The organism is Pseudomonas sp. G34, from assembly GCF_031119625.1.
Taxonomy (GTDB): domain Bacteria; phylum Pseudomonadota; class Gammaproteobacteria; order Pseudomonadales; family Pseudomonadaceae; genus Aquipseudomonas.
In genome coordinates this window covers 96,198-119,563 of record NZ_JAVHZV010000030.1, presented here as the reverse complement: position 1 = coordinate 119,563, position 23,366 = coordinate 96,198, and the positions used below count along the sequence as shown (strand labels likewise).

The following is a 23,366-nucleotide window of genomic DNA, read 5'->3' as shown; positions in this document are numbered from 1 at the left end:
ACGCTCCCGGGTGTCGCTGCGCTAGACCCAGGCTACTGGGCAGGGGCGGGGCTTAGTTGAAGCTGTAGGAAACCCCAACGAATGCCCCAAAGCCATCGCCGGGCGTGGAGCGCGCGGCGTCGGCGCCGTTGTCGTTGTAGCCCGGCGTGACGGTGGCGGCGTAGCGTTTGTCGGTCAGGTTGCGCAGGTCCAGCCAGGTCTGCCAGTCGTCTTTCGGCGAGGCGTAGCCAAGGGTCGCACCGAAGATCGCGTAGGCGTCGGCGTAGTAGGAATTGGCGTAATCCACCGCCACCTTCGAGGCGTACTGGCTGTTGAGCCCGGCGTATAAGCCGCTCGGGTGGTCGTAGCGCAGCTCGGCCTGGTAGTAATGGCGCGGCAGGCCGGGCAGGCGGTTGTCGCCGAAGGCCGCGTCATCGCGGTAGTGGAAGTCGCTGAAGGTGTAGGCCTGGCGCAGGGCCAGGGCGCCGGCCGCGCCGCCGTCCCAGAGCGGGCTGTCGAGGCCCAGTTCGATGCCCTGGTGGATGGTCGGGCTGGCGTTGGCCTCGGAGAACACGTTGCTCTCGACCGGCACGGTCAGCAGTTCGTTGCGCACCAGCGAGTAGTAGTAAGCGAGATCCCACTGGCCCAGCACGGAGTCGCCACGGCCGCCGATTTCAAAGGTCGTCGCCGTTTGGTTATCCAGCGAGATCGGCGCCCGCTGGCGAGCACTGTAGGGCTGATTGCTGTTCGGGAAGCGCAGCGGCGAACTCCACAGCATCGACCAGGCATGCGGCGGCTCGACCGAGCGGCTGATATTGCCGTACAGCTGCACGTCCGGGTTGAGCTGGTAACGCAGGCCGATGCGCGGCGCGTAGTCCCAGGTATGTTCGCTGAGCTTGTCATCGGTGGCCGGCCAGGTCACCTGTACTTCACGGCGCGTGTAGATCAACGCCAGGCCGCTGGTCAGCCACAGATCGGGCGCCAGCTCGGTTTCGTTGCCGATATGCAGCACGTTGTCCGAACCCAGGTGCTCGTAGGCGCGCATCAGAGTGCCGGCCGGGTAATCGGTGCCGCCGACGCTGATCGGTAATGCGGCATTTTCTTTGGACTTGCTGCTTGGCAGGTTGGTGGTGCTGCGAAAGCCGAGGGTGGTGCTGCTGTCGAGGCCGAACAGGCTGTGGCGACGGGTGTAGTTCAGGGTGCCGCTGACATCGCTGTAGTCCACGCGCACCCGGTAGGTGTTGCCGTTGGGCGAGCTGTTCTCGACGATATCCATCGGGTAGTGGTGGTAGGCCAGGCCGGCCACCAGCGTCGAGTCGTCATCGATCTGCCAGGTGGTCTTGTTGGCCAGCCAGGTGCTGCCAGGTTGGTCGCGGTGCGCATCAATACGCAGGTTGTTGGCAGCGGCCGCCCGTGGGTCGTGCTTGATCTGCGCTTTGGTCAGCCGGCCCGGCACCTGGTGCTCGGTCTCCCGGTAACGCAGGTAGAAGCGCGTTTCCAGGCTGTCGCTCAGGCGATAGCCGGCGTTGGCGGCGACCCCTTTGCCCTTACCTGACGAGTGATCCTGATAGCCGTCGTATTCGCTGTCGGTGACATTGATGTAGTAATCGAAATCGCCCAGCACCTGGCCGGAGCTGATGCTGCGCTTCTGGTAGCCGTGGCTGCCCGCCTCGTAGCGCAGTTGCAGCCTGTCGGCATCGCGGCCGGTGCGGGTGATGTAGTCGATGGCGCCGCCCAGCGCCAGCGAGCCCTTGTCGAAGCCGTTGGCGCCGCGCAGCACTTCGGCGCGGCTCAGCCACAGCGGCTCCAGCAACTCATAGGGCGTGCCGCCCGAACCGGTCAACGGCAAACCGTCGAGCATGATGTGGTTGCCGGAGGCATGGGAGCCGGTGCCGCGGTTGATGCCCGAGCCGCGGATGGCGATCTTGATGCCCTCGTTGCCCGGTGACTGCGCGTACACGCCCGGCTGGTAGGCCAGCACATCGGCATTGCCGGCCACGCGGCCTTCTTCTACCCGCTGCATGTCCACCAGGTTGCTGCCACCCGGTACCCGCTCCAGTTGTTCCGCGGCCGCCTGCTGCTCGGTCAGCGCCTGCTCGGTAACCTGCACACCGTCGAGCTGCAAGGTGCCAGGCGTATTCTCGGCATGGGCGGCGGGCAGCGCTGCGCAACTCAGCAGGCTGGCGGCCAGCAGGTGACGAGGGCGCAGGGCGAACGGGGGCAGGCAGGGCATTATCGGGAATCTCCATGGGAACAGCCGGCGGCGGTTGTAGCAGGCAGCGCCGGGTAGGACGGCCGTCGCGGCGGATAAGCCACGTCTTCTCTTCGTCCGATAATCCGCACAGCGACTAGGCTGATGGAACTAAGTCAGAACGCCGCACGCGACGGTCTGTCGCGCGGCAACCCACCACGGCGGCAAGGTGCGCGGTGGGGCGTAGTCTTCTGTACAGCGCTTGATCCAGGTCAAGGCGGCGTTTGCCGGACCTGCTCGCGCCGTTGCAGATAACCAGAAGTCGGTTACCGACAAACCTGATGAGGACGCCTACATGTTCGGCCTAGAGGCTTTGGATCTTGCGCGCATCCAGTTCGCCTTCACCATTTCCTTTCACATCATCTTCCCGGCCATCACCATCGGCCTGGCCAGTTACCTGGCGGTGCTCGAAGGCCTGTGGCTGAAGACCGGGCAAACGGTGTACCGCGACCTCTACCACTTCTGGGCGAAGATCTTCGCGGTCAACTTCGGCATGGGCGTGGTCTCCGGCCTGGTGATGGCCTACCAGTTCGGCACCAACTGGAGCGCCTTCTCGGATTTCGCCGGCTCGGTGACCGGGCCGCTGCTGGCCTACGAGGTGCTCACCGCGTTCTTCCTCGAAGCGGGTTTCCTCGGCGTCATGCTGTTCGGCTGGAACCGCGTGGGGCCGGGGCTGCACTTCTTCTCGACGATCATGGTGGCGGTCGGCACGCTGATCTCGACCTTCTGGATTCTCGCCTCCAACAGCTGGATGCAGACGCCCCAGGGCTTCGAGATCGTCGACGGCCGGGTGATCCCGGTGGACTGGTTCGCCGTGGTGTTCAACCCCTCGTTCCCGTACCGCCTGGCGCACATGGCCACCGCCGCGTTCCTCGCCACCGCGTTCTTCGTCGGCGCCTCGGCGGCCTGGCACCTGCTGCGTGGCCGCAACACCCCGGCGATGCGCAAGATGTTTTCCATGGCCCTGTGGATGGCCCTGCTGGTCGCGCCGGTGCAGGCGGTGATCGGCGACTTCCACGGCCTCAATACCCTGGAACACCAGCCCGCCAAGATCGCCGCCATCGAAGGCCACTGGGACAACAGCTCCGGCGAGCCGACGCCATTGATCCTGTTCGGCTGGCCGGACATGCAGCGTGAAGAAACCCGCTTCAAGGTCGAAGTGCCCTACCTGGGCAGCCTGATTCTCACCCACAGCCTGGACAAGCAGGTGCCGGCGCTCAAGGAGTTCGCCAAGGAAGACCGGCCCAACTCGACCATCGTGTTCTGGTCGTTTCGGGTGATGGTCGCCATGGGCCTGCTGATGATCCTCACCGGCGTATGGAGCCTGTGGCTGCGCTGGCGCGGCGGGCTCTTTGAGTCGCGGACGTTCCTGTACTTCTGTCTGTGGATGGGGCCGTCCGGGCTGATCGCCATCCTCGCCGGCTGGTTCACCACCGAGATCGGCCGCCAGCCCTGGGTGGTGTACGGGATCATGCGCACCGCCGACGGTGTGTCGGCGCACAGCGCCGGGCAGCTCGGCCTGACCCTGGTGCTGTTCGTGGTCATCTACTTCGCGGTGTTCGGCGCCGGCATGAGCTACGTGATGCGCCTGGTGCGCAAAGGGCCGGTCACCGGCGAGGGTGACCATCAGCACGAAGGCGGACCGGGCACCCGGCATACGCCTGCGCGGCCACTGTCCGCACCCAAGGAGGGGACGCACGACAGTGACCACGGTGGCGAAAACGCAGAAGGGAGGGCATGACCATGGGTATCGATCTCTCGATCATCTGGGCGGTGATCATCGTCTTCGGCGTGATGATGTACGTGATCATGGACGGCTTCGACCTGGGCATCGGCATTCTTTTCCCGTTCGTGCCGGACAAGGGCGAGCGCGACATCATGATGAACACCGTGGCACCGGTCTGGGACGGCAACGAAACCTGGCTGGTGCTCGGCGGCGCCGGGCTGTTCGCAGCGTTCCCGCTGGCCTACTCGGTGGTGCTCAGCGCCCTCTACCTGCCATTGATCTTCATGCTGCTGGGGCTGGTGTTCCGCGGCGTGGCCTTCGAGTTCCGTTTCAAGGCCCGCGATCACAAGCGGCACATCTGGGACAAGGCCTTTATCGGCGGCTCGGTGGCGGCGACCTTCTTCCAGGGCGTGGCGCTGGGCGCCTTCATCGAGGGCATTCCGGTGGAGGGGCGGGCGTTTTCCGGTGGCTCGCTGGACTGGCTGGCGCCGTTCCCGCTGTTCAGCGGCCTGGGCCTGATCGCCGCCTACGCACTGCTCGGCTGCACCTGGTTGATCATGAAAACCGAAGGTCGCCTGCAGCAACAGATGCACGACATGGCCCGCCCGCTGGCGCTGGCCCTGCTGGCGGTGATCGGCATCGTCAGCCTGTGGACGCCGCTGTCCCAGGCGAGCATCGCCGAGCGCTGGTTCACCCTGCCCAACCTGTTCTGGTTCGCCCCGGTGCCGCTGCTGGTGCTGGCGAGTTTCTTCTACCTGCTGCGCTCGGTGGCCAACTACGACAACAGCAAGCCGTTCGTGCTGACCCTGGCGCTGATCTTCCTTGGCTACAGTGGCCTGGGCATCAGCCTGTGGCCGAACATCGTGCCCGGTTCGCTGACCATCTGGCAGGCCGCCGCGCCGCCGCAAAGCCAGGGCTTCGCGCTGGTCGGCGCTCTGCTGATCATCCCGATCATCCTCGTCTACACCGCCTGGAGCTACTACGTGTTTCGCGGCAAGGTCACACCGGATCAGGGGTACCACTGATGCTAGGCAAACCCACCGAAAAGAAACCCCTCTGGCAACGCATCGCCTGGCTGGCCGGCATCTGGACGGTCAGCGTGCTGAGCCTGGGGCTGGTGTCCTATCTGTTGCGGCTTTTCATGAATGCGGCGGGGTTGAGTACGCCGTAGGAGCCATTGCCGACGTGTAGGGTGGCTTTGCATGTTGCGAATGGTGGACAAGCTTCGCGTTGTCCACCCTACTGAGTACGCCGTAAAGGCACCCGTAGGGTGGATGGCGCTTTATCCATCCACCACTCCGACCGCCGCGGGCGCTCCTTTACTGCGCCGGCACCGCCAGCCAGTGGCTCAAGGTTTTCTGATACGCACCAGTTGCCTTGCTCAAGTGCAGCCACTGATCCACATAGCTTTTCCAGGTCATGTCGTCGCGGGGCAGCAGGTAGGCCTTCTCGCCGTATTGCATGTAGGCGGTCGGGTTGACGGCGCACAGGCCGGGCATGCGTTTCTGTTGGTACAAGGCCTCGGACGAGTCAGTGATCATCACGTCGGCGCGCTTATCCAGCAGTTCCTGGAAGATGGTCTTGTTGTCGTGGAAGTTCAGCTGAGCCTTTGGCAGGTAGGCTCGCGCAAAGGCCTCGTTGGTGCCGCCGGCCGGCTCGATCAGGCGTACCTCTGGCCTGTTGATCTGCTCGACGGTCTGGTAGCGCGAAACGTCTTCACAGCGCACCAGCGGGATCTTGCCGTCCACATCCAGGGTGCTGCTGAAAAACGCCTTCTTCTGGCGCTCCAGCGTCACCGAAATGCCGCCCATACCGATATCGCACTTACCCGCCACCATATCCGGCATCAGGGTTTTCCAGGTGGTCGGCACCCATTGCACCTTCACCCCCAGGCTTTGCGCGAGGGATTGGGCCATCTCGATATCGATGCCTTCGTACCCGCCGTCCTGGCGCAGGAAGGTATAGGGCTTGTAATCACCAGTGGTGCACACCGCCAGCTGTCCCTTCTCCAGCACCTTGTCCAGGTGTGATGGCGTTTCCTGGGCCTGGGACAAATTCGATAGCCCGATAAGCAGGGCGGCTATGGCGCTGTGTTTCAGATTTTTCATCATGAGTGAAGCTCGTGGGTTGAGAGGAGGGGACGCGATGAAGAAATAACAGCAGCGTCTGGGCGTCAACCCCCAGAGCAAGGCACTGACAAGCTAATCCGAACTCATTCCGGCCTGCGGCTTTTTGATCGCGTCCACGCTCCGTGTGGGAACGATCCAAAGGCAAGACCGTAGGGTGGATGACGCTCTTTTCATCCACCATTACGATAATTAAGAAGTACGCTGCACTGACGAAGAAACTTTTGCTAATCGGCGCACCTGTGCAGTTCATCGCGTACGACTAAAAAACCGTTTTCGACACTATGCCAGCAAATAGCCATCCGTCTATGGCGTGCTCGCCATTGCTCTGGTTGCCCCATCCCGGCACTTATTCTCATACTGCCTCCCTATGCCGCATACCAAGGGAGCCCCCATGTTCGCCCTCAGCGAAACCCTGCAACGCCGCTTCACCGCCCTGCATTGCACCGCCGATTTCTGGTCGCTGCGCCATGTGCGGGAAACCACCGAGCGCTATTGGGTGCGTCGTAATGTGGCGCGGGCGCCGTCGTTTGCGGACGATGGGGGCGCCATGCTCAGTGTGCGGGTGGCGGGGGTGGAGGCTTACGCGGCGACCAGCGATCTCAGCCAGGCCGGCTTGCAGGCGGCGCTCGACAAGGCCGAGCGGCTGGCGCGGCAGTTGGCGGGGCGCAATCTGCTCGATCTGCACGAACTGCCGGTGCCCCATGAGCAAGCCGATGACGTGATGCCCGGCTACGAACGATCCCTGGCCAGCCCGGCGCACTGGTACGAGTTGCTGGCGGCAGAGTCGGCGCGGGTGCCGCGCGATGAAAGGCTGGTGGACTGGTACGCCGGGCTGAGCTTTACCGCCACCGAGCAGATCTACCTGAACAGCGTCGGCGCCCGTCTGCGCCGCGCTCAGCACTATGTGTTTCCGCAGTTGGGCGTCACCGCCAGCGATGGTGCCGACAGCCAGAGCCGCAGCTTTGGCGGCACCCACCTGGCGCGCCAGGGCGGTGCCGAGGTGATCGATGAGTTGGGTGTGGTCGGTACCGCCAGCCGTATCGCCGACGAGGCGCTGCAGTTGCTGCTGGCGCCCAACACGCCGAGCGGCCATCGCGACTTGCTGCTGATGCCGGACCAGATGATCCTGCAGATCCACGAGTCCATCGGCCATCCGCTGGAGCTGGATCGCATCCTCGGTGACGAGCGCAATTTCGCCGGCACCAGCTTTATCCGCCAGGAAGATTTCGGCCGTTACCAATACGGCTCGCCGCTGCTCAACGTGACCTTCGACCCGACGGTGGCGGGCGAGCTGGCCAGCTATAGCCATGACGACGACGGCACTCCGGCGCAGCGCGAATACCTGATCCGCGAGGGCATCCTGCAGCGGCCGCTCGGTGGCGCGCTGTCGCAGTGGCGCAGCGGGCTGCAGGGCGTGGCCAACAGCCGTGCCTGCAGCTGGAACCGGCCGACCCTGGACCGCATGGCCAACCTCAATGTCGAGCCCGGCAACCAGCGCCTGGAGCAGCTGATTGGCGGCATCGAGCGGGGCATTCTGATGAGCAACAACCGCTCCTGGTCGATCGATGACGCGCGCAACAAATTCCAGTTCGGCTGCGAGTGGGGCCGCCTGATCGACAACGGCGAACTCAAGGGCGTGGTGAAGAACCCCAACTACCGCGGCATCTCCGCGCGCTTCTGGCGCAACCTCAAGGCGGTCGGCGACGCCACTACCTTCGAGGTGCTCGGCACGCCGTATTGCGGCAAGGGCGAGCCGAACCAGGTGATCCGCGTCGGCCACGCCACGCCGGCGTGCGTGTTCGCCGATATCGATGTATTTGGAGGGGCGGCCTGATGAACGCACGTCAGCATTTCGAGGATTTGCTCGCCTACCTCAATACCCAGCTGCAGGCCGGCGAAGGTTTCACCCTGGAGTACCAGGCCGAGGCCTCGGACTTCATCCGCTTCAACCACGCCCGTGTGCGCCAGGCCGGCCAGGTGCAGCAGGTGTACGCCACCCTGGCGCTGTACCAGGGCGAGCGACATGGCGACTTCGAACTGGCCCTGAGCGGGGTGATCGACGACGACCGGCCGCGTCTCGACCAGGCGCTGCAGCGGCTGCGCGCGGTATTGCCGACGCTGGCCGACGACCCCTACCTGCGCCTGAACCGCGAGGCCTGGCGCAGCGAGACCGCGGCGGGCGAGGCGGCTCAGCACAGCGAGGCGGCCATCGCGCAGATCGTCGATGCTTCGGCCGGGCTGGACCTGGTCGGCTTTTACGCCGCCGGGCCGCAGTACCAGGGCTTCGCCAGCTCCTGGGGCGCCTTCGGCTGGCACGCGGCGAGCAGCTTCAATTTCGAGTTCAGCCTGTTCCACGCCAACGGCCAGGCGGTGAAAAGCATCTACGCCGGCGAGCAATGGAATGCTCAGGCTTTTGCCCGCAAACTGGCATTCGCCCGCGAGCAACTCGAGCACCTGGGCAAACCCGCCCATGAGCTGAAGCCGGGCGCTTATCGCGCTTACCTGACGCCAGCGGCGCTGGAGGAACTGTTCGGGCTGTTCGCCTGGGGCTTTTCCGCCGAAGCGCTGGCCACCGGTGGCAGCCCGCTGCAGCGGCTGTTCGCCGGCAGTGCCAGCCTGAGCGACAAGGTGACGCTCGAGGAGCGTATCGAAGGCGGCCTGGCGCCGGCCTTCACCCGCGAGGGGCCGCGCCAGCCGCTGCGCCTGGTCAGCCAGGGCAAGCCGGGCGAACGCCTGGTCAGCTCACGCAGCGCCGCCGAACACGGGCTGATCGCCAACGGTGCGGGCAGCGGCGAGTACCCGTTCGCGCTGCACCTGCACGGCGGTGAGCTGGAGGAGGGCGAGATCCTGCAGCGCCTCGGCACCGGGCTGTATATCGGCAACCTGTGGTACGCCAACTTCTCCGACCTGCCGGCCGGGCGCCTCACCGGGATGACCCGCTTTGCCACCTTCTGGGTCGAAGACGGCCGCATCCAGGCGCCGGTAGACACAATGCGTTTCGACGACTCGCTGTTCGACTTCCTCGGCGCGAACCTGGAAGCCCTGACCCGCGAGCCGGAGCTGCTATTACCCAACGGCACCTATGGCGCCCGGCAGACCGGCTCGATGGCGTTGCCCGGCGCCTTGCTGTCGCGGTTTACCCTGACGTTGTAAGGAAGACTTCCCTGGGTATCGCTACGCTCAACCGCAGGCTACGGGTGACACTGGTAGCCCGGTGTTGAGCGTAGTGATACCCGGAAGAGGCTGTTGCATCTGCGGACCAACGCGTATCCACGATTTTCCGTCAGCCATAAGGCTCACTCGAGCATATGAGCGCGTAGCACGCGCTCTTCGCGCATGATGTGGATGATGAAGACCGTTGCATCCGAAACACGGTAGAAAACCCGGCAGGGCGGGACGACGATTTCGCGATACACCGAGTTTGGTAGTTCGTCCGGGGCGCGGCCTGACAGAGGGAACTCCGTCAAACGCCCGACCGCTTCAACCACCTTCGTGACCAACGCGCGAGCGGCATCGGGTTTGTCGAGGGCTATGTACTGCGCCAGATCGTCGAGTTGTTCGAGGGCGGGGGTCGTCCAGACTATTTCAGCCATTTGCCCAGCCGTTCCTTGGCCTGTTCATGACTGACGGTATTGCCTTCGACTACAGCCCGTTCACCTCGCGCCAGGGCATCCAGTAGTGCAAGGCGCTTCTGCATGAACTGGTAGTCATCGACATCCACCAGATAAGCCGAGGGCATGCCGTGCTCGGTGATCAGCACGGGCTCCTTGGATTCGTGAAGATCGGCAAGGATCTTGGTGGCCTGTCGCTTCAGGTTGGTGACCAGCTCGACTTTCATGATGGTGCTCGGTGCGGGAGTGAAAGTATCACTTTAGTAGCACTTCTCTCGAGGGGCAATCAGAAAACGCTCTGACACCGAACTGTCATCCCCGTGTCGCGAGGCTGCCATCTGCGCTCGCTAAGTTGCTCGCCAATGAGATCGATCTCAAAGCGAGCGAGCATGACGGATCTGAAAGAGGTTGCCCTCAGGGCAGGCGTTTCCCGGGCTACCGCCGCGCGGGCTTTTGCCTCGCCGGACATGGTGCGCCCGCACACCCGTGAGCAGGTATTCGCCGCGGCGCGCCAGCTGGGCTTTCGCCCCAACCGCCTGGGCCGGCAGCTGCGTCTGCAAACCACCCAGCTGATCGGCGTGGTGGTGCCCAACCTGCTCAACCCGGTGTTCGCCGAGCAGTTCCAGGCCATGGAGCAGGCGGCGCGCTCGCGGGGCTACAACCTGCTGCTGGCCACCACCGACTACCAGGCCGAGCGCGAAAGCGAGGTGGTCGAAGAGCTGCTGCGCCAGCGCGTCGACGGCCTGGTGCTGACGGTGACCGATGCGCGCAGCAACCGCGTGCTGCACAGCCTGGCCCAGGAAGACACGCCCTTCGTGCTGGCCTACCACCAGCCGGAAAACCCGGATTACAGCGCCGTATCGGTGGACAACCACGCCGGTATGGCGCTCGCCACCCGGTATCTGCTGGACGCCGGCCATCGACGCATCGGCATGGTGGCGGGCTCCGCGTTGCAGTCGGACCGCGCCCGGCTGCGCTACGCCGGCTACCAGCACGCCATGCAGGCGGCCGGGCTACAGGCCTTGCCGCTGATCGAAATGCCCGCCCACACCCAGGCCGACTTCGCTGCCATCGAACCCTGGCTGCAGGGCCCACAGGCGCCCAGCGCGCTGTTGTGCTCCAACGACCTGCTGGCCATCAGCCTGATCAACGCGTTGCGCCGCAACGGCTGGAGTGTGCCGCGCCAGCTGTCGGTGATGGGCTTCGATGGCATCGCCCTCGGTACGCAGATGCACCCGACGCTGTGCAGCGTGGTGCAGCCCATCGCCGAGCTGGCGCACACCGTGATCGACCAGTTGCTGGCGCAGATCGCCGGTGCCACCCCCGCTTCCCACTGCCTGCCGTGCCACATTCGGCCAGGCGAAAGTATCCGCCCCCTCGAGGAGACGCCCGATGATCCGCTTCTGTAAAACCCTCGCAGCCTTGCTGCTATGCGGTACTGCCAGCCTGAGCCAGGCCGCCGAAACGGCGATCTGCTACAACTGCCCGCCGGAGTGGGCGGACTGGGGCACCCAGCTTCAGGCTATTGCCGAGAACACCGGCGTGAAGGTGCCGCTGGACAACAAGAACTCCGGCCAGGCCCTGGCGCAACTGGTGGCCGAGCGCGCGGCGCCGATGGCCGACGTGGTGTATTACGGCGTGACCTTCGGCCTGCAGGCGCAGAGCGCCGGGGTGGTCGGCAGCTACAAGCCCAAGGGCTGGGACGACATTCCGGCAGGGCTGAAAGACCCTGACGGGCACTGGTTCGCCATTCACTCGGGCACGCTGGGCATCATGGTCAACGTCGACGCATTGGGCGGCCTGCCGGTGCCGCAGAGCTGGGCCGACCTGCTCAAGCCCGAGTACAAGGGCATGGTCGGTTATCTGGACCCGTCCAGCGCTTTCGTCGGCTATGTTTCGGCGGTGGCGATCAACCGCGCCATGGGCGGCGACCTCGACGACTTCGCCCCGGCCATCGACTACTTCAAGAAGCTGGCCGGCAACGCGCCGATCGTACCCAAGCAGACCGCTTACGCGCGGGTGCTGTCCGGTGAGCTGCCGATCCTCGTCGACTATGACTTCAACGCTTACCGCGCGCGCTACAAGGACCAGGCCAACGTCGCCTTCGTGATTCCCAGCGAGGGCAGCATCAGCGTGCCCTACGTGATGAGCGTGGTGGACAACGCGCCGCACCGGGCCAACGCCGAGAAGGTGCTCGACTTCGTGCTCTCCGACCAGGGCCAGGCGCTGTGGGCCAATGCCTACCTGCGGCCGGTGCGCCCGGTGCAGATGCCCGCCGAGGTGGCGGCGCGTTTCCTGCCGGAAAGCGACTACGCCCGCGCTGGTGTGGTGGATTACCAGAAGATGGCCGCGGTGCAGGAAGCCTTCGCCGCGCGTTACCTGAAAGAGGTGCGCTGAGGTGAGCAGCGCCCTGAGCAACCGCTCGGCCGTGAGGGCCGACAGCCGGCCGCTGTGGCGCTGGCGGCCCGGCGCTGCCGTGGCGCTGGTGCCGGCTGCCGCGGTGTTGCTGGCCTTCTGGATACTGCCGCTGGCCCACCTGGTGCTGCTCGGCGGTGAAAGCCGCGGCGAGGCGGGCAGTGGCTACTGGCAGGTGCTGAGCAGTGGCCAATACCTGAGCAGCCTGGCGCAGACCAGCGTGCTGGCGGCATCGGTGACCCTGGCGGCGCTGCTGGTGGGCAGCATCAGCGGGGTGTTTCTGGCCCGTCAGCGCTTCTTCGGTCGCTCGGCGCTGGTCGCCTTGCTGACCTTCCCCCTGGCGTTCCCCGGCGTGGTGGTGGGCTTTCTGGTGATTCTGCTGGCCGGCCGCCAGGGCATATTCGCCGCGCTGGGCCTGGGGCTGGTGGGCGAGCGCTGGGTGTTCGCCTACTCGCTGGCCGGGCTGTTTCTCGGCTACCTGTACTTCTCCATACCGCGGGTGATCCTCACCGTGATGGCTGCCAGTGAAAGTCTCGATGCCAGCCTGGAGGAGGCCGCCCGCTCGCTCGGTGCCAGCCACTGGCGGGTGACCTGGGACGTGATCGTGCCCGGGCTGATGCCGGCGCTGGTGTCCTGCGGGGCGATCTGCTTCGCCACCTCGATGGGCGCGTTCGGCACCGCGTTCACCCTGGGCACCCAGCTCAACGTCACCCCGGTGGCGATCTACAACGTGTTCACCAACTACGCCAACTTCAGCGTGGCCGCCGCGCTGTCGGTGATCCTCGGTGCGCTGACCTGGGTGGTGCTGCTGGTGGTCCGCAAGTGGGTGCGCAAAGCCGGAGGGCTGCTATGAAACGCTCGACGCTGTTTGCCGCGCAGTTGATCTTCACCTGCCTGGTCTGCGCCTTCATGCTGGTGCCGGTGCTGCTGTCGCTGCTCGCCGGGCTGACCCGCAATTATTTCCAGGGCCTCTCCAGCGGCCTGACCTTCGACTGGCTGGTGCAGGTCTGGCAGGCCTATTCGCCGACGGTGTGGCTGTCGCTGCAACTGGCGGTGGCCTGTGCGTTGTGCGTCTGCGTGATCGGCGTGCCGGCGGCCTACGCCCTGGTGCGCATGAACAACCGCTTCAGCCGCGCCTTCGAGGAGCTGATGGTGTTGCCCGTGGCGATGCCCGGCCTGGCCAGCGCCCTCGCATTGCTGCTGACATACGGCCACCTCGGCGGCTTTCGTGGCAGCTGGCTGTTCATCCTGGTCGGCCACGTGCTGTTCACCCTGCCGTTTCTGGTGCGCCCGGTAATGGCGGTGATGCAGCGCCAGCACCTGCCGACCCTCGAAGATGCCGCCGCCAGCCTAGGCGCCGGCCCACTGCGGCGCTTCTTCACCGTGGTGGTGCCCAACTGCCGGGCCGGCATCCTCGCCGGCGTGCTGATGGTCGTCACCCTGTCGCTGGGTGAGTTCAACCTGACCTGGATGCTCCACACACCGATGACCAAGACCCTGCCGGTGGGCCTGGCCGACAGCTACGCCTCGGCGCGGCTGGAAGTCGCCAGCGCCTACACCCTGCTGTTCCTGCTGATGATCGTGCCGCTGCTGATCGCCCTGCAGGCGCTCAGCGCCCGCCTGTCCCGTGGAGACCAACGATGACCGCTACCTCCATTCGCCTGCACAACTGCCGCAAGGCGTTCGCCGATGGCACCGTCGCCGTCGATGACCTGAGCCTGGAGATCCACGCGGGCGAGACCCTGGCCATCCTCGGCCCGTCCGGCTGCGGCAAGACCACCACGCTGCGCCTGATCGCCGGGCTCGAGCGCCCGGATGCCGGGCAGGTGCTGTTCGCCGGGCGTGATGTCACGCCCTTGCCCATCGAGCGCCGCGACGTGGGCATGGTGTTCCAGAACTACGCGCTGTTTCCCAACTTCAACGTGGCCGACAACATCGGTTATGGCCTGAAGGTGCGCAAGGTGCCGCGTGCCGAACGCGAACGGCGCTGCGCCGAGCTGCTCGAACTGGTCGGCCTGCAGGGTTACGGCCATCGCGCGATCCATGAGCTTTCCGGCGGCCAGCGCCAGCGCGTTGCCCTGGCCCGCGCCGTGGCGCCACGCCCGCGGGTGCTGCTGCTCGACGAACCGCTGGCGGCCCTGGATGCGCAGTTGCGCGAGCGCCTGCGCAGCGAGCTGGGCCAGTTGCTGCGCGAGCTGGCCATCACCGCGGTGTTCGTCACCCACGACCAGGGCGAGGCCATGGCTTTGGGTGACCGCATTCTGGTCATGGAGCGTGGGCGCATCGCTCAGCTGGCCACGCCGCGAGCGCTTTACCAGCAACCCGCCAATGCCTTCGTGGCGAATTTCATCGGCACCCTGAATGCGTTCGCGGTGCTTGGCCGCACCGCCAATGGCGTGCAGGTCAACGGCGGCGAGTTGCCGTGGAGCGCCAGCGAGCTGCCGGGCACCCTGTATTGCCGCCCCGAGCACTTGCAGGTGACCAGTGGCCCAGGCCAGGTGCGCGGGCGGCTGCTCGGGCAATTCTTCCAGGGCGCGCAAAGCCGCCTGCTGGTGGACGTGGGCGGCCCGCAGCCGCTGTCGGTGGACAGCAGCGATGACCGCCTGCACGCCCCCGGCGATTTGATCAACTTGGCCGTCGAGCCACAGCGAGTGTTCAGCCTCAATGCCTGATGTTATCCCCAGCACTTCGACCTTCCTGATCGCGCAGATCAGCGACCTGCACCTCAAGGCCGGCGGCAAGCCGAGTTACGGAGTGGTCGACACCCTGGCGGCGCTGCGCCGTGCGGTCGATCACCTCAACGCCAGCCAGCCGCGCCCGGACATCGTGCTTATCAGTGGTGACCTGGTGGACTTCGGTCACCCGGACGAATACGCCGTGCTGCGCCCCGAGCTGCAGCGCCTGGCCATGCCCTATTACCTGGTGCCCGGCAACCATGATGATCGTGCTCACCTGTTGGCCGCCTTCGCCGATCACGCCTACCTGCCGCAGTTGGCCGAGGCGCCGCTGGACTGGGTGGTCGATAGCCACCCCGTACGCCTGATCGGCCTCGACACGACGATTCCCGGCAGCCATGGCGGGCAACTGCAGGACAGCCAGCTGCGCTGGCTGGATGCCCAGCTGGCGCTGCGCCCGCAGGTGCCGACGGTGCTGATCCTGCACCACCCACCATTCATCAGCGGCATCGGCCATATGGACCGCGAGCCGTTTGGCAATGCGGCGGCGCTGGAGTGGCTGATCGGCGGCCATCCGCAGGTCGAGCGGCTGCTCTGCGGGCACCTGCACCGCGCCATCCAGCGGCGTTTTGCCGGCAGCCTGAGCTGCGTGTGCCCCGGGGTTTCCCACCAGATCGTGCTGGACCTGCAGCCCGCCGCGCCGGCCCACTTCAACCTGGAGCCGCCTGGCTACCTGCTGCACCACTGGCATGCCGAGCATGGCCTGGTCACCCACACCGGGGTGTTCGGTGAATACCCGGGGCCCTATCCGTTCTACGACGGCAATGGTCTGATCGACTGAGGGAAGGATTGTTGGGTATCGCTGGGCTCAACCGCAGGCTACGGGTAACTCTGCTAGCCCGGCGTCGAGCGCAGCGATACCCGGGGTTGTATCGCCTACTTGGTCGCCTTGAGCACCACGAACTTCGCTGTGGCCGCCACCTGCTCGACGCCACGGAACAGTCGCGCCAGCTTGGTGTGGTAGCCCAGGTGGCGATTGCCGACGATCCACAGCTCGCCACCGGTGACCAGCGCGCTGCGCGCCTGCTGGAACATGCGCCAGGCAAGGAAGTCGCCGACCACCTGCTGCTGGTGGAAGGGCGGGTTGCACAGCACCAGGTCCAGCGAGTCTTCGGTCTGCTCGGCCAGGCCGTCACCGGCGCGGATGGTCACCGGGCGCTCGCCCAGCGCCGCCTGCCAGTTTTCGGCGGCGGACTGCACCGCCATATAGGATTCGTCCACCAGGGTCAGCTCGGCACCCGGGCTGCTCAACGCGTAGGCGATGCCCAGCACCCCGTTGCCGCAGCCCAGGTCGGCCACCCGGCGGTCGTCCAGGTGGCGCGGCAGGTGCGGCAGGAAGGCGCGGGTGCCGATATCCAGGCCTTCGCGACAGAACAGGTTGGCGTGGTTGCAGAGCTCCAGCGCCGGTTTGTCGAGGCGGTAGCGGGTCGGGTAGGGCGACTGCGCGGCCGGCTTTGCCTCGGGTGTGGCGTGCAGCAGGCGGGCTTTTTTCACCGCCAGCGAGGCCTGCACCGGGCCGATGTATTTTTCCAGCAGGTCACCAGCGGCGCGCGGCAGGTGCTTGATCATCGCCCCGGCGATCACCTGGGCGCCTGGCGCCAGTTGGCCATGCAGGCGGATCAGCTGTTCTTCCAGCAGGGCCAGGGTTTTCGGCACGCGGATCAGCACCACATCGAATGGGCCGCGTGCTGGCTCGCTGGCTGGCACGAAGGTTACCGCGTCTTCAGTCAGGCCGTTGCGCGCCAGGTTGAGGCGCAGCGCCAGGTGGCCGAGGTGCGAGTCGCCGCTGCTGGTCACCTGGGCGCGGCCCGCCAGGGCGCAGGCCAGGGCGCCGAAGCTGTCGTTGAGCAGCAGCACGCGTGCGGCACTTGGCAGCGCTTGCACCTGTTCGAGCAGGTAGGCATCGGCGGCGTCGAAGGCCTGCAGCGGCATGCCGGGTTGCTCGGGCTGGCGCTGCAGTTCAAGGGTGGCGAACGGGGTGACGAAAGACGACGACATGCTGATCTCGTGATGGGCGTGGCGGGGCGCATTCTGCCACGGTGCGGGCAGTGAATCTTCAAGCTGTGCAGCAGTTGGCGTTATTAGCGCTTGTTCTACCGGGTGCGATCGACAAGAATCGCGGCCCTGCGAAAACGGTCGCCTCGGCCTGACCCGTCTGCGCAGCCCTCCAATAATAGTCGGACACCCGCGCGCTGCGCCGGGCCTAGCCGACAGCGACCTCACCGAAGGTCATCCGAACCCTCATTTTTCCTCAGGTGCTGCCTCGCGCATGCGCCGTTGTCTGCTATTGCCAAGGTATTGCATGTTCAAGTCCGTCGTCACCACTGCGCTGTCCGCCCTGCTGCTGATCTGCACGCCGGCCCTCGCCGCCGAGCCCATCGTCATCAAGTTCTCCCATGTGGTCGCCGAAGACACCCCGAAAGGCCGTGGCGCCCAATTGTTCAAGGAACTGGTCGAGCAGCGCCTGGGCGACAAGGTGAAGGTCGAGGTGTACCCCAACTCCACGCTGTTCGGTGATGCCGATGAGCTGCAGGCGCTGCGTGACGGCAAGGTGCAGATGCTGGCGCCTTCGCTGTCCAAGTTCGATGCCTACACCAAGCAACTGCAGGTGTTCGACCTGCCGTTCCTGTTCGATGACCTGGAGGCGGTGAAGCGCTTTCAGAAACGCGAGAAGAGCCGCGAGCTGCTGCGCTCCATGGCCAGCCATGACATCTACGGCCTGGCCTACTGGAACAACGGCATGAAGCAGCTTTCCGCCACCCGCGCGCTGAAGGCGCCTGCCGATGCCAAGGGCCTGAACTTCCGGATTCAGCCCTCGCCGGTACTGGAGGCGCAGTTCGCCCAACTGGGTGCCACCGGCAGCAAGATGGCCTTTAGCGAAACCCTGGCGGCGCTGCAGAAGGGCACCGTGCAAGGCGCGGAAAACCCCTGGTCGAACCTGGCCAGCCAGAAGCTCGACAGCGTGCAGCCGTTCATCACCGAAACCAACCACGGCTCGCTCAACTACATGCTGATCAGCAATTCCAAATTCTGGATCAGCATTCCCTACCAGGTGCGCACCCAGCTCGAAGCGATCATCGAAGAAGTCAGCTTCAAGGTGAACCAGGACGCCGAGGAGCTCAACCGCAAGAGCCGCGAGCAGTTGGTCGCCGCCGGTCGCGCGCAGATCATCACCCTGACCCACGAGCAACGCGAAGCCTGGCGCGAAGCGATGCGCCCGGTGTGGCAGCGCTTCGAGGCGGAGATCGGTGCAGATGTGCTGCGCGCGGCGCAGACCGTCAATCGGCGTTGATCGGCGGGTTGATGCCTAACTCCAGTGGGAGCGGGCCATGCCCGCGATTTTTCGCGCGCATGGCGCGCTCCCACATTTAGTTCGTAGGGTGGACGACGCTTCACCTACGCGGCCCGACCCGTCCACCGCTGCAATCGCAATGGTGGATGAAAAAAGCGTCATCCACCCTACAACTACGAAGCGCGCAACTCTTCCAGCAGCAAACGCGCTGGCGCCGATAACGGCGCGCCGCGCCGGCTGATCACCCCATAAGGCTCGCTGCGCAGCACCTGGGCCATCTCCAGGCAGGCCAGTTGGCCGGCGCGGGCCGCCGACTGGGCGGTTTCCCGTGGCATCAGGGCCACCAGGTTCGGGTCTTCCTGCAGCAGCATCAGGGTGGCGAAGGTCGAGGCGGTTTCCAGCGGGTAGCGCGGAAATTCCAGCTCGGCGTCGCTGAACGCCCGCTCCAGCACCAGGCGCATCGGCATGTTCGCCGGGAACACCACCCAGCTGTAGGCCGCCAGTTGCGACAGGCTCAGGCGCGGTGTAGCCGCCAGCGGATGGGCCGGGTTGGCCACCACCTTCAGCTGTTCGTCATGCAGGCTCAGGCAGTCGTAGTCGTCCGGCCGGCGGCTCACGCTGGTGCGGCAGATCGCCAGATCCAGGCGGCCCTGGTCGATCAGGCTGAGCAGCCGCGCGCTGGTGTCCTCGACGATTTCCACCGACAGCTCCGGTTGCCGCGCGCGCAGCCGCGACAGGGCGCGGGTCAGGTGCGGCACCGCGCCCATGATCACCCCGACCACCAAGCGCCCGCCCTGGCCCTGCAGGATGCCGAGCATCTCCTCGCGCAGGTGCGCCAGGTCGCTGTGGATCAGCCGCGCATAGCGGATCGCGCAACGGCCCAGGTCATTGGCCTCCAGGCCCTGGCTGGTGCGGGTGAACAGCCGGGTGCCGAATGCCGATTCGATTTCGTTGAGCGCCTTGGTCGCCCCTGGCTGGCTGATCGCCACGGCGTCGGCGGCCTTGTGCAGGGAGCCCTGTTCGTCGAGGGCGATGAGCAGGCGCAGCTGTTTCAGGCGCAATCGGGAAACCAGGGCGGGGAGGGATGCGAGCATGGTGATAACCATCGGTTATTGCTTGATCAGAGCCTGTCATTAGGCAGGCTGGCGCTCAGCTCGTAAAGTCTGCCCTGTACCCGTTCGGGCAAGACTGACAAGAGAGATAAGCCATGCGACTGATCCAGTTCGAAACCACCAGCGGCCAGCGTCAGGTTGGCGTTGTCGACGGCGAGGCCGTGCATACCGTACGCGGCGTGGCCAGCACCCGCGAGCTGGCGCTGGCGGCGATCCGCGCCGGGCGCAGCCTGCAGGCCGAGGTCGAGAACCGTGGCAGCGACGCTGGCCCGGCCTATGCCGAGCTGCAGCAGGGCGGGCGCATCCTGGCGCCGCTGGATCACCAGGACCCGGCCCACTGCCTGATCAGCGGCACCGGCCTGACCCACCTGAGCAGCGCCTCGACCCGCGACAAGATGCACCAGCAGAAGGGCCAGGACGAAGCCACCCTGACCGATACCATGCGCATCTTCCGCTGGGGCCTGGAGGGCGGCAAACCAGGCGCCGGCCAGGTTGGCGCGCAGCCGGAGTGGTTCTACAAGGGCGACGGCAGCATCGTCGTGCGCCCAGGTGCCGACCTGCCGCTGCCGAGCTTCGCCGAAGATGGTGGCGAGGAGCCGGAGCTGGTCGGCCTGTACGTGATCGGGGATGACGGCAAGCCCTATCGCCTGGGTTACGCGCTGGGCAACGAGTTCTCCGACCACGTGCTGGAGCGCCGCAATTACCTGTACCTGGCGCACTCCAAGCTGCGCTTCTGCGCCTACGGGCCGGAGCTGCGCGTCGGTGCGCTGCCGGCGCATCTGTCCGGCACCAGCCGCATTCATCGCGGCGGCGAAGTGATCTGGGAGAAGGAGTTTCTCAGCGGCGAGGAGAACATGTGCCACAGCCTGGAGAACCTGGAATTCCACCACTTCAAGTACCAGCAGTTCCTGCGCCCGGGCGACGTGCACGTGCATTACTTCGGCACCGCGACCCTGTCCTATGCCGACGGCATTCAGGCGCAACCCGGCGACACCTTCGAGATCGAGATGAAAGCGTTCGGCGCACCCCTGCGCAATGGGCTGGTAGCGGCGGCTGAGCCGCTCGAGCCGGGTGGCGTGACCGCGCTTTAAAAATTGTTCACCGGGCCTTGGAACCTGCTAACGATCTTCATGCCGGGCTTTAGCTATTTTGACTGCAGCGCGGCGGTAGCGGCCATCGGCGCTGCTGCTTTTGTAGGAGGGGCTTTAGCCGCGATTGTGCTTGTTCAGGCGTAAAGAGCTCGCGGCTAAAGCCCCTCCCACGAGGTCGTTGAATATCCGCTACCGCCTGGCAGTTGCCCGTACGCATGCCCAGAAAGATCGTGAGCAGGTTCTTAGGGCCCCGCTTGGTTTTCCACAGGAGGAATATTTCATGTCCGTTAATGGCCATAACATCATCGGCGGCGCCTACAGTGCCCGCGGCAGCGTGAAGCTGCAGAGCTACGATGCCAGCACTGGCGAAGCCCTGCCCCACGACTTCATCCAGGCCACGCCTGAGGAAGTCGACGCTGCCGCCAAAGCCGCTGCAGCCGCCTACCCGACCTACCGCAGCCTGCCGGCTGAAAAGCGCGCCGCGTTCCTCGATGCCATCGCCGACGAGCTGGATGCCCTGGGCGACGAATTCGTCGCCACCGTATGCCGCGAAACCGCTCTGCCGAGCGCCCGTATCCAGGGTGAGCGCGGCCGTACCAGCGGCCAGATGCGCCTGTTCGCCAAAGTGCTGCGCCGTGGCGACTTCTACGGTGCGCGCATCGACCGTGCCCTGCCGGATCGCCAGCCGTTGCCGCGCCTGGATCTGCGCCAGTACCGCATCGGCCTCGGCCCGGTGGCCGTGTTTGGCGCCAGCAACTTCCCGCTGGCCTTCTCCACCGCCGGTGGTGATACCGCCGCCGCCCTGGCCGCTGGTTGCCCGGTGGTGTTCAAGGCCCACAGCGGCCACATGACCACCGCCGCCCACGTCGGTGAAGCCATCCTGCGCGCCGCCGAGAAAACCGCCATGCCCAAGGGCGTGTTCAACATGATCTACGGTGCCGGCGTTGGCGAGGAACTGGTCAAGCACCCGGCCATCCAGGCCGTCGGCTTCACCGGCTCGCTGAAAGGCGGCCGCGCCCTGTGCGACATGGCCGCAGCGCGCCCGCAGCCGATCCCGGTATTCGCCGAGATGAGCAGCATCAACCCGGTCATCCTGCTGCCCGAGGCTGCCAAGGCCCGTGGCGAGAAAATCGCCGGCGAGCTGGCCGGTTCGGTGGTCATGGGCTGTGGCCAGTTCTGCACCAACCCGGGCCTGGTGATCGGTATCCGTTCGCCCGAGTTCAGCGCCTTCCTGGCAAGCTTCACCGCCAAGATGGCCGAGCAGCAGCCGCAGACCATGCTCAACGCCGGCACCCTGAAGAGCTACGTGAAAGGCCTGGACGCGCTCAACGCACACTCCGGCATCACCCACCTGACCGGCGCCAAGCAGGAAGGCAACCAGGCGCGTCCGCAACTGTTCAAGGCCGACGTCAGCCTGCTGCTGAATGGTGACGAGCTGCTGCAGGAAGAAGTCTTCGGCCCGACCACCATCGTCGTCGAAGTGGCTGACAAGGCCGAGCTGCTCAAGGCCATCAACGGCCTGCACGGCCAGCTGACCGCCACCCTGCTCACCGAGCCGGGCGACCTGGCTGGCAGCGAAGAGCTGTTCGCACTGCTCGAGCAGAAAGTTGGCCGTGTGCTGTTCAACGGCTACCCGACCGGCGTGGAAGTCTGCGACGCCATGGTTCATGGCGGCCCGTACCCGGCGACCTCCGACGCCCGTGGCACCTCGGTCGGCACCCTGGCCATCGACCGCTTCCTGCGCCCGGTGTGCTACCAGAACTGCCCGGACGCCCTGCTGCCCGACGCGTTGAAGAACGCCAACCCGCTGGGCATCGCCCGCCTGGTAGATGGCGCCAGCCGCCGCGACGCGCTGTAAGCCTCACTGCAATACAAAAGAGCCGACCTTGGGGTCGGCTTTTTCATGGGCGGTGGTTTTTCCCGGGTGTCGCTGCGCTCGACCCGGGCTACGGTGTTCCGAACCTATCTCATGTGGGAGCGGGCGGGGACGCCAGTCCATGCCCGCGATTCGCGCGCATGGCGCGCTCCCACAAGATGGTGGTGCCAGCTCGTAGGGTGGATAACGCAAAGCTTATCCACCAATCGCTTCAGGCCGACGCGTTGTCCCTGATCTTTACCGGTGTTTCCCGCCGCGGCTTTGCGCGACACTAGGCCCATGAGCCCTGATGGAGCCGCCGATGAGCAACGACGACAAGTTCACCCGCCAGACCCTTCTCGACGTACAGACCCTGACGCCCAGCCTGTTCACCCTGCGCACCACCCGGGATGCCGGGTTTCGCTTTCGCGCCGGGCAGTTCGTCCGCCTGGGTGTGGAGAAGGCCGATGGCTCGGTGGTCTGGCGCGCCTATTCGCTGGTCTCGGCCCCCCACGACGAGCACCTGGAATTCTTTTCCATCGTGGTGCCCGGTGGTGAGTTCACCAGCGAACTGAGCCGTCTGCGCGTCGGCGATACCCTGCTGGTGGAGAAAATGGCCACCGGCTACCTGACCCTGGATCGCTTCGTCGACGGCCGCGACCTGTGGCTGCTCGGCAGCGGTACCGGCATCGCCCCGTTCCTGTCCATGCTGCAGGATTTCGAGGTGTGGGAGCGCTTCGAGCGCATCGTGCTGGTGTACAGCGCGCGCACGGTCGCCGAGCTGGCCTATCAGGACATGATCCATGGCTTCTCCGAGCTGGAGCACCTGGCCGAGTACACCCACAAGCTCACCTACCTGCCAGTGGTCACCCGCGAGCAGGCGCCCGGTTGCCTGAATGCGCGGATCACCGGGCTGATCGACAGTGGCGAGTTGGAGCGCGCCGCTGGTCTGGAACTGACCCCCGAGCATTCGCGGGTGATGATCTGCGGCAACCCGCAGATGATCGACGACATTCGCCAGTGCCTGAAGGCGCGCAACATGAACCTCAGCCTGACCCGCCGGCCCGGGCAGGTAGCCGTGGAAAACTACTGGTAAACCTGCAGGCTGACAGGCCCACAGGGCATGTAAAGCATGGTTACAAACTTGCCGCTTTCGATGTGACTCGCGCT

21 protein-coding genes are annotated in these 23,366 nt (G+C 65.6%); 15 read left to right on the top strand and 6 right to left on the bottom strand.

All coding sequences use genetic code 11. The features are described from left to right. Window positions 1–52: 52 nt before the first annotated feature. Window positions 53–2,212 (bottom strand): TonB-dependent receptor domain-containing protein, encoded by a 2,160-nt coding sequence (locus QYS36_RS22090; protein WP_308841517.1) that lies wholly within the window; start codon window positions 2,210–2,212, stop codon window positions 53–55. 313 nt (window positions 2,213–2,525) lie between these two features. Here QYS36_RS22090 and QYS36_RS22085 point away from each other — a divergent pair, with 313 nt between their 5' ends. The 3 genes from QYS36_RS22085 to QYS36_RS22075 are packed head-to-tail and all read left to right on the top strand — an operon-like array spanning window position 2,526 to window position 5,127. Beyond that, window positions 2,526–3,971 (top strand): cytochrome ubiquinol oxidase subunit I, encoded by a 1,446-nt coding sequence (locus QYS36_RS22085; RefSeq protein WP_308841516.1) that lies wholly within the window; start codon window positions 2,526–2,528, stop codon window positions 3,969–3,971. A 2-nt stretch (window positions 3,972–3,973) separates the two neighbouring features. Further along, a complete protein-coding gene (cydB, locus tag QYS36_RS22080; protein WP_070880112.1) occupies window positions 3,974–4,981 on the top strand; it encodes a cytochrome d ubiquinol oxidase subunit II in 1,008 nt (335 codons plus the stop codon). Continuing rightward, window positions 4,978–5,127, top strand: coding sequence for a DUF2474 domain-containing protein (locus QYS36_RS22075; protein ID WP_374990497.1), 150 nt, complete (start codon window positions 4,978–4,980; stop codon window positions 5,125–5,127). The genes cydB and QYS36_RS22075 overlap by 4 nt, the downstream gene beginning before the upstream one ends. 148 nt (window positions 5,128–5,275) lie before the next feature. Here QYS36_RS22075 and QYS36_RS22070 read toward each other — a convergent pair whose 3' ends face one another. Beyond that, window positions 5,276–6,064, bottom strand: a complete 789-nt coding sequence (locus tag QYS36_RS22070; RefSeq protein WP_308841820.1) for a transporter substrate-binding domain-containing protein — start codon at window positions 6,062–6,064, stop codon at window positions 5,276–5,278. Window positions 6,065–6,476: 412 nt separating this feature from the next. Here QYS36_RS22070 and QYS36_RS22065 point away from each other — a divergent pair, with 412 nt between their 5' ends. Both QYS36_RS22065 and QYS36_RS22060 read left to right on the top strand, forming a co-directional pair. Continuing rightward, complete coding sequence (locus QYS36_RS22065; protein ID WP_308841515.1) at window positions 6,477–7,919, top strand: TldD/PmbA family protein; 1,443 nt, start codon at window positions 6,477–6,479, stop codon at window positions 7,917–7,919. Then, a complete protein-coding gene (locus QYS36_RS22060; RefSeq protein ID WP_308841514.1) occupies window positions 7,919–9,238 on the top strand; it encodes a metallopeptidase TldD-related protein in 1,320 nt (439 codons plus the stop codon). The genes QYS36_RS22065 and QYS36_RS22060 overlap by 1 nt, the downstream gene beginning before the upstream one ends. 143 nt (window positions 9,239–9,381) lie before the next feature. Here QYS36_RS22060 and QYS36_RS22055 read toward each other — a convergent pair whose 3' ends face one another. Both QYS36_RS22055 and QYS36_RS22050 read right to left on the bottom strand, forming a co-directional pair. Further along, complete coding sequence (locus QYS36_RS22055; protein ID WP_308841513.1) at window positions 9,382–9,678, bottom strand: type II toxin-antitoxin system RelE/ParE family toxin; 297 nt, start codon at window positions 9,676–9,678, stop codon at window positions 9,382–9,384. After that, window positions 9,666–9,923, bottom strand: coding sequence for a type II toxin-antitoxin system Phd/YefM family antitoxin (locus QYS36_RS22050; RefSeq protein WP_308841512.1), 258 nt, complete (start codon window positions 9,921–9,923; stop codon window positions 9,666–9,668). Before QYS36_RS22050 ends, QYS36_RS22055 begins: the two co-directional genes overlap by 13 nt. A gap of 162 nt (window positions 9,924–10,085) precedes the next feature. Between QYS36_RS22050 and QYS36_RS22045 the strand changes: the two genes are divergently transcribed. Genes QYS36_RS22045 through QYS36_RS22020 form a run of 6 tightly spaced genes read left to right on the top strand, consistent with a single transcriptional unit; the run spans window position 10,086 to window position 15,627 of the window. Continuing rightward, window positions 10,086–11,105 (top strand): substrate-binding domain-containing protein, encoded by a 1,020-nt coding sequence (locus tag QYS36_RS22045; RefSeq protein WP_308841511.1) that lies wholly within the window; start codon window positions 10,086–10,088, stop codon window positions 11,103–11,105. Beyond that, window positions 11,089–12,093, top strand: a complete 1,005-nt coding sequence (locus QYS36_RS22040; protein WP_308841510.1) for an ABC transporter substrate-binding protein — start codon at window positions 11,089–11,091, stop codon at window positions 12,091–12,093. The genes QYS36_RS22045 and QYS36_RS22040 overlap by 17 nt, the downstream gene beginning before the upstream one ends. 13 nt (window positions 12,094–12,106) lie before the next feature. Then, window positions 12,107–12,964 carry an ABC transporter permease gene (locus tag QYS36_RS22035; RefSeq protein ID WP_374990496.1) on the top strand — a complete coding sequence of 286 codons (858 nt, stop codon included), beginning with the start codon at window positions 12,107–12,109 and terminating at the stop codon, window positions 12,962–12,964. Then, the gene (locus QYS36_RS22030; protein WP_308841509.1) at window positions 12,961–13,755 is read left to right on the top strand and encodes an ABC transporter permease subunit; all 795 of its coding nucleotides are present in this window, start codon (window positions 12,961–12,963) and stop codon (window positions 13,753–13,755) included. Before QYS36_RS22035 ends, QYS36_RS22030 begins: the two co-directional genes overlap by 4 nt. Further along, on the top strand, window positions 13,752–14,783 hold the full coding sequence (locus QYS36_RS22025) for an ABC transporter ATP-binding protein (RefSeq protein WP_308841508.1): 1,032 nt from the start codon (window positions 13,752–13,754) through the stop codon (window positions 14,781–14,783). The genes QYS36_RS22030 and QYS36_RS22025 overlap by 4 nt, the downstream gene beginning before the upstream one ends. Beyond that, window positions 14,776–15,627: a phosphodiesterase gene (locus tag QYS36_RS22020; RefSeq protein ID WP_308841507.1), complete on the top strand. Its 852-nt coding sequence runs from the start codon at window positions 14,776–14,778 to the stop codon at window positions 15,625–15,627. The genes QYS36_RS22025 and QYS36_RS22020 overlap by 8 nt, the downstream gene beginning before the upstream one ends. A gap of 95 nt (window positions 15,628–15,722) precedes the next feature. On the opposite strand, the gene QYS36_RS22015 is transcribed toward QYS36_RS22020, so the two are convergent. Beyond that, window positions 15,723–16,844 carry a class I SAM-dependent methyltransferase gene (locus QYS36_RS22015; protein WP_308841506.1) on the bottom strand — a complete coding sequence of 374 codons (1,122 nt, stop codon included), beginning with the start codon at window positions 16,842–16,844 and terminating at the stop codon, window positions 15,723–15,725. 304 nt (window positions 16,845–17,148) lie between these two features. Here QYS36_RS22015 and QYS36_RS22010 point away from each other — a divergent pair, with 304 nt between their 5' ends. Continuing rightward, window positions 17,149–18,138: a TRAP transporter substrate-binding protein gene (locus QYS36_RS22010; RefSeq protein WP_308841505.1), complete on the top strand. Its 990-nt coding sequence runs from the start codon at window positions 17,149–17,151 to the stop codon at window positions 18,136–18,138. 173 nt (window positions 18,139–18,311) lie between these two features. Here QYS36_RS22010 and QYS36_RS22005 read toward each other — a convergent pair whose 3' ends face one another. Further along, window positions 18,312–19,232, bottom strand: a complete 921-nt coding sequence (locus QYS36_RS22005) for a LysR family transcriptional regulator (RefSeq protein WP_308841504.1) — start codon at window positions 19,230–19,232, stop codon at window positions 18,312–18,314. 113 nt (window positions 19,233–19,345) lie between these two features. Here QYS36_RS22005 and araD1 point away from each other — a divergent pair, with 113 nt between their 5' ends. The 3 genes from araD1 to QYS36_RS21990 all read left to right on the top strand — a co-directional run bounded on the left by araD1 (window position 19,346) and on the right by QYS36_RS21990 (window position 23,292). Continuing rightward, window positions 19,346–20,341 (top strand): AraD1 family protein, encoded by a 996-nt coding sequence (gene araD1 / locus QYS36_RS22000; protein WP_308841503.1) that lies wholly within the window; start codon window positions 19,346–19,348, stop codon window positions 20,339–20,341. A 280-nt stretch (window positions 20,342–20,621) separates the two neighbouring features. Continuing rightward, the gene (locus QYS36_RS21995) at window positions 20,622–22,199 is read left to right on the top strand and encodes an aldehyde dehydrogenase (NADP(+)) (protein ID WP_308841502.1); all 1,578 of its coding nucleotides are present in this window, start codon (window positions 20,622–20,624) and stop codon (window positions 22,197–22,199) included. Window positions 22,200–22,518: 319 nt separating this feature from the next. Then, window positions 22,519–23,292 (top strand): ferredoxin--NADP reductase, encoded by a 774-nt coding sequence (locus QYS36_RS21990; RefSeq protein WP_308841501.1) that lies wholly within the window; start codon window positions 22,519–22,521, stop codon window positions 23,290–23,292. Window positions 23,293–23,366: the final 74 nt, after the last annotated feature.